The 8,802-nt window shown below is 72.6% G+C and carries 6 protein-coding genes and 3 pseudogenes; 6 read left to right on the forward strand and 3 right to left on the reverse strand.

The features are described from left to right. Positions 1–866, reverse strand: a pseudogene (locus SSOG_RS55060) (hypothetical protein); the annotation flags it as partial. Beyond that, a complete protein-coding gene (locus SSOG_RS35805; protein WP_009719153.1) occupies positions 863–1,843 on the reverse strand; it encodes an aldo/keto reductase in 981 nt (326 codons plus the stop codon). The pseudogene SSOG_RS55060 and the gene SSOG_RS35805, both read right to left, overlap by 4 nt. Before the next feature lie 189 nt (positions 1,844–2,032). Here SSOG_RS35805 and SSOG_RS35810 point away from each other — a divergent pair, with 189 nt between their 5' ends. Together SSOG_RS35810 and SSOG_RS35815 are read left to right on the forward strand one after the other, a co-directional pair. Then, positions 2,033–3,082, forward strand: a complete 1,050-nt coding sequence (locus tag SSOG_RS35810) for an LLM class F420-dependent oxidoreductase (protein ID WP_039942238.1) — start codon at positions 2,033–2,035, stop codon at positions 3,080–3,082. A gap of 242 nt (positions 3,083–3,324) precedes the next feature. After that, positions 3,325–4,122, forward strand: a complete 798-nt coding sequence (locus tag SSOG_RS35815; protein ID WP_009719155.1) for a ferritin-like domain-containing protein — start codon at positions 3,325–3,327, stop codon at positions 4,120–4,122. A gap of 54 nt (positions 4,123–4,176) precedes the next feature. On the opposite strand, the gene SSOG_RS35820 is transcribed toward SSOG_RS35815, so the two are convergent. After that, positions 4,177–5,169: a magnesium and cobalt transport protein CorA gene (locus tag SSOG_RS35820; protein ID WP_009719156.1), complete on the reverse strand. Its 993-nt coding sequence runs from the start codon at positions 5,167–5,169 to the stop codon at positions 4,177–4,179. A gap of 98 nt (positions 5,170–5,267) precedes the next feature. Between SSOG_RS35820 and SSOG_RS35825 the strand changes: the two are divergent. The 4 genes and pseudogenes from SSOG_RS35825 to mshC form a co-directional block, all read left to right on the forward strand. Beyond that, a pseudogene (locus tag SSOG_RS35825) lies at positions 5,268–5,966 on the forward strand (histidine phosphatase family protein). Between the two features lie 147 nt (positions 5,967–6,113). Next, the gene (locus SSOG_RS35830; RefSeq protein ID WP_009719158.1) at positions 6,114–6,704 is read left to right on the forward strand and encodes a DUF3090 domain-containing protein; all 591 of its coding nucleotides are present in this window, start codon (positions 6,114–6,116) and stop codon (positions 6,702–6,704) included. Continuing rightward, complete coding sequence (locus tag SSOG_RS35835) at positions 6,668–7,564, forward strand: SCO1664 family protein (protein ID WP_009719159.1); 897 nt, start codon at positions 6,668–6,670, stop codon at positions 7,562–7,564. The genes SSOG_RS35830 and SSOG_RS35835 overlap by 37 nt, the downstream gene beginning before the upstream one ends. A 118-nt stretch (positions 7,565–7,682) precedes the next feature. Then, positions 7,683–8,802: pseudogene (gene mshC / locus SSOG_RS35840) on the forward strand (cysteine--1-D-myo-inosityl 2-amino-2-deoxy-alpha-D-glucopyranoside ligase); the annotation flags it as partial.

Below are 8,802 nucleotides of genomic sequence, written 5' to 3' on the forward strand. Positions count from 1 at the left end.
GGTTCCCGCGCGGGCGCGGCGGCCGGCTGCGGCCGGGCGGGGGCCGGTCGGGGCTCGTTGAAGAACGACGCCGCCGACCGCTCGCCGCTCTCCACGGCCCGTACGGCAGCAGCCAACGCCTCAGCCGCCGCCGACCGCCCACCCTTGCCGCCACCACCCGGCGCCTGCGCGCTTGGGCCACCAGCCGACTCCGCCGCGCCCCCGGCCCCGGCCTGAGCCCCCGCCCCGGGGACGCCGGTCCCCGTCGCGGCGCCTGCCGGAGCCGTCGCGTCGGCTCCGGTGGCTGCCTGTGCGTCCGCCGCAGGCGGTTGCCCCGGAACGGCGGCGCCGGTCTCTGTTGGCTCGGCATCGGCCCCGGCGTGCGCGTCGGTCGCGGCGGCGTCGGGTTCCGCCCTGGTGGCGTCGCTCTCGGTGTCGGGCTGGCCGGGGTCTGTCGCGGCGTTGCCGCTTCCCGTCGGCTCGGCACCGGTCCCGGTGTCCGTGTCCGCCCCGGGGGCGTGGGCTGCGGGAGAGTCGGGTTCCGCCCCGAGGGCGGCGCTCTCGGGGCTGGGCTGCCCGGGTGCTGCCGTAGCGCGCTCCGCGGCGTCCCCGTCGGCGGCGGGCTGACCGGGGCCCTCCGGGGCGGCGGCTGGTGCCGGGGTGTCCGGGGGGCCGGCTTCGGCGGGGTGGGGCGAGTCTGCCGCGGGACCCGGCGCCGACGGTGGGTCGCCGGCCGGCTGGGCGGCGGCTGACGTGGCGTCGGGGGCCGGGGCGGCGTCCCGATCCGGCCCCGGCGCGGGCGCGTCAGGGGCGGGCGCGGCGCGGTCCGCGCTCGCGTCGGTGGCCTCCTCGGGCGGGGGGTCGCCGGCGAGGTGGTCGGTCGTCACAGCGTGCTCCAGTCCTGATCGGGATAGCGGTGCACGGGCGCCGACACATCGTCGAGCGCCTGGCAGATCTCGTCCGGAAGACTAAGGGCCTCCACCGACAGCGCCGTGCGCAACTGCTGGGCGTTGCGCGCGCCGACGATGGGCGCGGTCACGCCCGGCCGGTCGCGCACCCAGGCGAGGGCGACATGCAGGGCGCTGGTGGCCAGGCCGTCGGCGGCTATGGCGACGGCGTCGACGATCCGGCTCGCCTCCTCGTCGAGGTACGGGGCGACGAAGGCGGCGAGTTCGGAGGCGCCCCGGGAGTCGGAGGGCGTCATGTGGCGGTACTTTCCGGTGAGTACGCCACGCCCCAGCGGCGAGGACGGCAGCAGCCCGATGCCGAGGTCGAGGGCGGCCGGGAGCACCTCGCGCTCGATGCCGCGCTGAAGCAGCGAGTACTCCATCTGGGTGCTGGCGAGCCGGGTGTGGGCACCGGAGGAGGCCAGCTGCCAGGTGGCGGCCTTGGCGAGCTGCCAGCCGCAGAAGTTGGACACGCCGACATATCGCGCCCGCCCGCTGCTCACCGCTATGTCGAGCGCCTGGAGGGTCTCTTCGAGCGGGGTGACGGGGTCGAAGGCGTGCACCTGCCACAGGTCGACATGGTCCGTGCCGAGCCGCTCCAGCGAGGCGTCCAGGGCGGCCAGGAGATGGCCGCGAGAGCCGTCGAAGCGGCGGTCCGGGTCGGGGACGCTGCCCGCTTTGGTGGCGATCTGGAGGTCGCGCCGCGGCACCAGCCCCTCCAGCAGCCGCCCCAGCACATACTCCGCCTCCCCGTCCGCGTACACATCGGCGGTGTCGACCAGGGTCCCGCCCGCCTCCCAGAACGCCTTCAGCTGGTCCGCCGCTTCGTGTTCGCCGGTGTCCCGCCCCCAGGTGAGCGTGCCGAGCCCGAGCCGGGATACGCGCAGGCCGGTGCGGCCCAGGTGCCTTAGCTCCATGTACGTCGCTCCATGAACATCGAGATTACTGGCCGGAAAGCGGACCGTGTCAGCCTGTGGATAACCCTGGATCACCCACGGGCAGGCCACCCCCCGGCCTACCCGGGACCCACCCCTGACGTACCGGGGTTCCGCGCGCTAGAGTCCCCGGAACAGCGACGTTACTGATCAGTAAGAGGTGGCATGGGTATGCGGCTCGGAATCAACCTCGGCTACTGGGGCGCCGGGATGGACGCGGACAACCTCGCGGTGGCGCGCGAGGCCGACCGGCTCGGCTACTCGGTCTGCTGGGCCGCGGAGGCGTACGGATCGGATGCCGCCACCGTGCTGTCGTGGGTCGCCGCGCAGACCGAGCAGATCGACGTCGGCTCCGCGATCTTCCAGATCCCGGCCCGTACGCCCGCGATGACGGCGATGACCGCCGCCACCCTCGACTCGCTCTCCGGCGGCCGGTTCCGCCTCGGCCTCGGCGTCTCGGGGCCGCAGGTCTCGGAGGGCTGGTACGGCGTGCGGTTCGACAAGCCGCTGGCCCGCACCCGCGAGTACGTGGACATCATCCGCAAGGCGATGTCGCGTGAGCGGCTGACCCACGAGGGCGAGAACTGGACCCTGCCGCTGCCCGGCGGCCCCGGCAAGCCCCTCAAGCTGACCGTGCACCCGGTGCGCGAGTACATCCCGCTCTACATCGCGGCCATCGGCCCGAAGAACCTGGAGCAGACCGGCGAGATCGCCGACGGCGCGCTGGTCATCTTCTTCGCCCCCGAGCACGCCGAGGCCACCACCCTCGGCTCGCTGCGCGCGGGCCGGGAGAAGGCGGGCAAGACCCTCGACGGCTTCGACCTGGTGCCCACCGTCCCGCTCGCGGTGGGCGACGACGTCCGTGGCCTCGCCGACCAGTTCCGCCCGTACACCGCGCTCTACGTGGGCGGCATGGGCAGCGCCAAGCAGAATTTCTACAACAAGCTCGCGCAGCGCATGGGGTACGAGAAGGAGGCCGCCGAGATCCAGGAGAAGTACCTGGCCGGGGATAAGGAGGGCGCTGCCGCCGCCATCCCGCATGAGCTGATCGACTCCACCACGCTGCTCGGCCCGGTCGAGCGCATCGCCGACCGGATGAAGGCGTACGCCGAGGCCGGTGTCACCACCCTGTCGCTCACCCCCGCGGGCTTCACGCTGGAGGAGCGGGTGGCCGGGCTGCGGGCCGGTGTCGAGGCGCTGGAGCGCGCCGGGCTCGCGTAGCGGACGCGTATGCGGAGGTTTCCGCGGCCGTGGTGGGGGCTCGGGGGGTCTTCCCCGCCACGGCCGTCACCGAGCACAACGCCTGCGGTGCCACGGGGTTACGCGCACGGCGGGACCCTCCGTATTCGCTCGTGATTCCCTCGTACGGATGAGCCGGACGCCCCACCTGTTGCCACTTCCGATACCCGGCATTTGACTCTTTTCAGCGCGGTGCGTGCGTGCCGTGCCCGGAGGTGGCAGTGATGCTCTCGGCGAAAAGCGTCTTCCAGGAGATCCTCGGAAACGACGAGTCGTTCCGGCTGTTCTGCTCCATCGCCGCCAGCGGCGAGGCGCAGGGCGGCTGGGAGAACGGCCGCATCGCCGCGCTCGTGCCCGACAGCCGGCGCGACCTCGCACCCAAGATCACCCGCCATGGCGCGGACGAGGACAAGCACGGCCGGATCTTCAACGCCCTGCTCCGCAAGCGCGGTCTGGAGCCGGTGGAGGTGCCGCGCACGACGAACTACACCATGCTGCTGGAGGCCCGCGGCGTCGGCCTCGCCCACGAGAAGCTGCGCCGCGACGAGCCGCTCACCGAGCACGACATCGTCATCTATCTCGCCCACAGCCGGGTCACCGAGCAGCGCGCCGCCGCGCAGATGGCCATGTTGCGCGGCTGCTTCGGCGACCATCCGGAGGTCGGCCGGGCGGTCACGATGATCGCCAAGGACGAGGAGAACCACCTCGCCTACTGCCACGAGGAGTTGCTGCGGCTGGCCGCCGCCGGATACGGCCGGACCATCCAGCGGGCGCTGCGGGAGTGCGCGCTCGTCGAAATGGAGGTCCACCGGTGCGTCAGCCTCGCCGTGATGACGCAGATGGCACGCATCCTCGGCTGGCCCAGGGGTAAGTCCGCGGTGCTGACGGCGGGCATCAAGGCCGGTTACGGGTACGAGCGGCTGGGCGGCTGGCGCCGCATGGTGACGCTGCGGATGCCCGAGCGGCGGGACGCGCTGGGGGGCGCGGAGACGGCCACCCCGGAGGAGCCCGAATTCGCCTGAGGCCCGCCCGTACGGTCCCAGCGGCGTACGGCCCCGGTTCGTCCTACGGCCCGTTCAGAGCCAGCCGCGGCGCTTGAACATGCGGTACAGCAGCGCGATCACTCCGGCCATCAGCCCCACCACGGCCGGATAGCCCCACGGCTGCCGCAGCTCCCACATGTGCCTGAAGTTCATGCCGTAGATACCGGCGATCAGGGTCGGTACGGCCGCCATCGCCGCCCACGCCGAGATCTTCCGCATGTCGTCGTTCTGCCGCACCCCCATCTGCGCCAGATGGGCCGAGAGGATGTCCGACAGCAGCCGGTCGAGGCCCTCCACATGCTCGTTCACCCGGGTCAGATGGTCGCTGACATCACGGAAGAACGGCCGCGACCCCTCGTGGACGAACGGGACCCCGGCGCCCGCGAGCCGGGTCATCGGCTCCGCCAACGGGCCCGTCGCACGGCGGAATTCGAGCACCTCGCGCTTGAAGGCGTAGATCCGGCCCGCCGTGTTCTGGCTCCCGCTGCCGTCCGGCGCGAAGACCTCCGTCTCCAGCTCGTCCAGGTCCTCGTGGAGGGCGTCCGCGACGTCCAGGTAGTGGTCCACGACCGCGTCGGCGACCGCGTACATCACCGCCGTCGGCCCGTGCGCCAGCACCTCGGGGGTGTGCTCCAGCCGCTCGCGCACCGCGCTCAGCGGATTGGCCCCGCCGTGCCGCACGGTCACCACGAAGGAGTCACCGACGAACACCATCAGCTCACCGGCGGTGACGGTGCCCGCCTTCTCCTCGTACCTGACCGGCTTGAGCACCAGGAACAGCGAGTCGTCATAGACCTCCAGCTTGGGCCGCTGGTGCGCGGTCAGCGCGTCCTCCACCGCCAGCGGGTGCAGTCCGAACTCGCTGGTGACCAGCGCGAACTCCTTCTCCGTCGGTTCGTGCAGCCCGATCCAGAGGAAGGAGCCCCCGGCCGCGCGCGCCTGGTCGAGGGCGTCGGAGAAGTCGGCGGGGCCCTCGGTGCGGCACCCGTCCCGGTAGATGGCACAATCCACGATCACGCGGGGCATTGTGCCTCGCCCGGGTAAGAAGCGCACAGGTGGGGGAAGCGCACAAGGGGGCACACACCCTCCCTGAGCGGGCCCGGAAGGGTCGTAGGGTGGCAGGCATGCCCACGCTGATCCTCGTCCGGCACGGCCGGTCCACCGCGAACACGGCCGGCGTCCTCGCGGGCTGGACGCCCGGAGTCGCCCTCGACGAGCGCGGCACCGCCCAGGCCGCGGAGCTGCCCGGGCGGCTGGCCCGGCTGCCGCTCGCCGCCGTCGTCACCAGCCCGCTCCAGCGCTGTCAGGAGACCCTCGCACCGCTGCTCGCCGCCCGCCCCGACCTGCCGACGCACACCGAGGAACGCATCGGGGAGTGCCACTACGGCGACTGGTCGGGCCGCAAACTCGCCGAGCTGGCCGATGAACCGCTGATGAACATCGTCCAGCAGCACCCGTCCGCCGCCGCGTTCCCCGGGGGCGAGTCCATGCGCGCCATGCAAGCACGCGCGGTCGACGCCGTGCGCGACTGGAACGCGCGGATCGAGGGGGAGCACGGCGCCGACACGACGTATCTGATGTGCTCCCACGGCGACATCATCAAGGCGATCGTCGCGGACGCCCTCGGCCTCCACCTCGACCTCTTCCAGCGGATCTCCGTCGAGCCATAATCGATCACCGCGATCCGCTACACCCCCACCCGGCCCTTCGTCGTACGGCTGGGAGACACCACAAGAATATCGCGGGACTCGCGCCCCGGGAAGACGCCCCAAAACGAGCGCGGCGGGGACGCGGCGGTGGGCGGCGACGCGGGGGCACCATGATCTCCGGGCGCAGTAGGGTGGTCCCGCGGCGCGGCCGCGCCGCGGCAGCCGTGACCGGGCAGTCGTGACGCCCGGCGGCTCCGCCGGAACCACCAGCCCCGCCCAGTAGTCAACCAGCCGACCAGTCGACGCAAATGGAGCAGGACGTTGTCCCGTCAGGTGTTCCTCTATGACCCGCCGGACCGATTCGTCGCCGGTACGGTCGGGCTGCCGGGCCGCCGTACCTTCTTCCTCCAGGCGTCCGCGGGTGGCCGGACCACCAGTGTGGCGCTGGAGAAGACCCAGGTGGCTGCGCTCGCCGAGCGGATAGACGAGCTGCTCGACGAGGTGGTGCGCCGCACCGGCGGCAACGCTCCGGTGCCGGCCGTCGCACCCTCCGATCTCAGCGACACCGCGCCCCTGGACGCCCCCGTGGAAGAGGAATTCCGCGTCGGCACCATGGCCCTCGCCTGGGACGGCGAGGAACAGCGCATGATCGTGGAGGCGCAGGCGCTCGTCGAGCTGGAAGCCGAGTCCGAGGAGGACCTCGCCGAGGCCGAGGAACGACTCCTCCAGGACGACGTGAACGGGCCGCCCATGCTGCGGGTCCGCCTCACCGGCACCCAGGCGCGGGCCTTCGCCAAGCGGGCGCTTGACGTCGTCAACGCCGGTAGGCCGCCCTGCCCGCTGTGCAGCCTGCCGCTCGACCCGGAAGGACACGTATGTCCGCGCCAGAACGGATACCGCCGCGAAGCCTGACGCCCCCGGAGCCATCCGAGCTGCTGGCCCTGGGCGAGCTGACGGTGCGCGGCCAGGTCCGGGAGGCGTCCAACGCGGTGCTCTACTGCACGGTCGAGTACGAGGGCCACAGCGCCCCCTGCGTCTACAAGCCGGTGGCCGGGGAACGGCCGCTGTGGGACTTCCCCGACGGCACGCTCGCCCAGCGCGAGGTCGCGGCGTACGAGATCTCCGAGGCGACCGGATGGGGTCTGGTCCCGCCCACCGTGCTGCGCGACGGGCCGTACGGACAGGGCATGTGCCAGCTCTGGGTCGAGGTGGCCATCGGCGACGGTGAGGCCGCGGGCGACGGCTCGGACGGCTCCGACGGGGCCGACGAGACCGACGGGACCGACGGGACCGAGCTGCTCGCGCTCGTCGAGGGCGACGAGCCGGGCCCGGGCTGGAAGGCGGTCGGCTTCGCGGAGGTGGGGGAGGGCCGCACCGCGCTCCTGGTGCACGCCGATGACGTACGGCTGCGGCGGCTGGCCGTACTCGACGCGGTGATCAACAACGGCGACCGCAAGGGCGGCCATCTGCTGCCCGCCGCGGGCGGCCGGCTCTATGCGATTGATCACGGTGTGACCTTCAACGCCGAGGACAAGCTGCGCACCCTGCTGTGGGGGTGGGCCGGGGAGCCGCTGCCGGACGACGTGCTGGAGGTGCTGCGCCGCCTGGCGGAGCAGCTCGCCGACGACGGCCCGCTCTGCGCCCGGCTGGCGAAGCTGATCACCGGCGCCGAGATCGAGGCGCTGCGGGACCGGGTGGCGGCCCTGGTGCGGACCGGGGTACACCCCGCGCCCAGCGGCCAGTGGCCCGCCATTCCGTGGCCGCCGGTCTGAGCCGACGAGGACACAGCAGACCACCGGCATATCCGCAAGACCGCCTATCCGGCCAACAAACGGTCAGCAGGGCCGGTCCGGTTCGTATCCGGAACTGGCATCCGGTTACGCTCATTGCATGTATGCCTGGCCCGCTTCCGAGGTTCCCGCCCTGCCTGGCAGTGGCCGCGACCTGAGGATTCACGACACCGCGACCGGGGGACCGATCACCCTCACCCCCGGCCCCGTCGCCCGCATCTACGTCTGCGGCATCACGCCGTACGACGCGACCCATATGGGTCATGCGGCGACCTACAACGCGTTCGACCTCGTTCAGCGCGTGTGGCTCGACACCAAGCGCCAGGTCCACTACGTGCAGAACGTCACCGACATCGACGATCCGCTGCTGGAGCGGGCCGTGGCGAACGGTGACGACTGGACGGCCCTCGCCGAGCGCGAGACCGCCCTCTTCCGCGAGGACATGACGGCCCTGCGGATGCTGCCCCCGCGCCACTACATCGGCGCCGTGGAGTCCATACCGGGGATCGTGCCGCTCGTGGAGCGGCTGCGGGACGCGGGCGCGGCGTACGAGGTCGAGGGCGACATCTACTTCTCCGTGGAGTCGGACCCCGCCTTCGGCTCGGTCAGCCGCCTCGACGCCGAGGCCATGCGGCTGCTGTCCGCCGAGCGCGGCGGCGACCCGGAGCGCCCGGGCAAGAAGAACCCCCTCGACCCCATGCTGTGGGTGGCCGCCCGTGAGGGCGAGCCGAGTTGGGACGGCGGCTCGCTCGGCCCCGGCCGCCCCGGCTGGCACATCGAGTGCGTCGCCATCGCCCTCGACCACCTCGGCATGGGCTTCGACGTGCAGGGCGGCGGCTCCGATCTCGCCTTCCCGCACCACGAGATGGGCGCCTCGCACGCCCAGGTCCTCACCGGCGAGCGGCCGTTCGCGCAGTCGTACGTGCACGCCGGGATGGTCGGGCTGAACGGCGAGAAGATGTCCAAGTCCAAGGGCAATCTGGTCTTCGTCTCCGCGCTGCGGCGTGACGGCGTCGACCCGGCCGCCATCCGGCTCGCCCTGCTGGCCCACCACTACCGCTCCGACTGGGAGTGGACCGACGGCGTCCTGCGGGACGCCGAGGACCGGCTCGCCCGCTGGGCGCGCCGCCGTCTCCCGGCCGGACGGCCCGTCGGCGGACGCGCTGTTGGAGGAGATGCGCGAGGCGCTGGCGAACGACCTCGACTCTCCGGCAGCCCTC

Source organism: Streptomyces himastatinicus ATCC 53653 (genome assembly GCF_000158915.1).
Lineage (GTDB): Bacteria > Actinomycetota > Actinomycetes > Streptomycetales > Streptomycetaceae > Streptomyces > Streptomyces himastatinicus.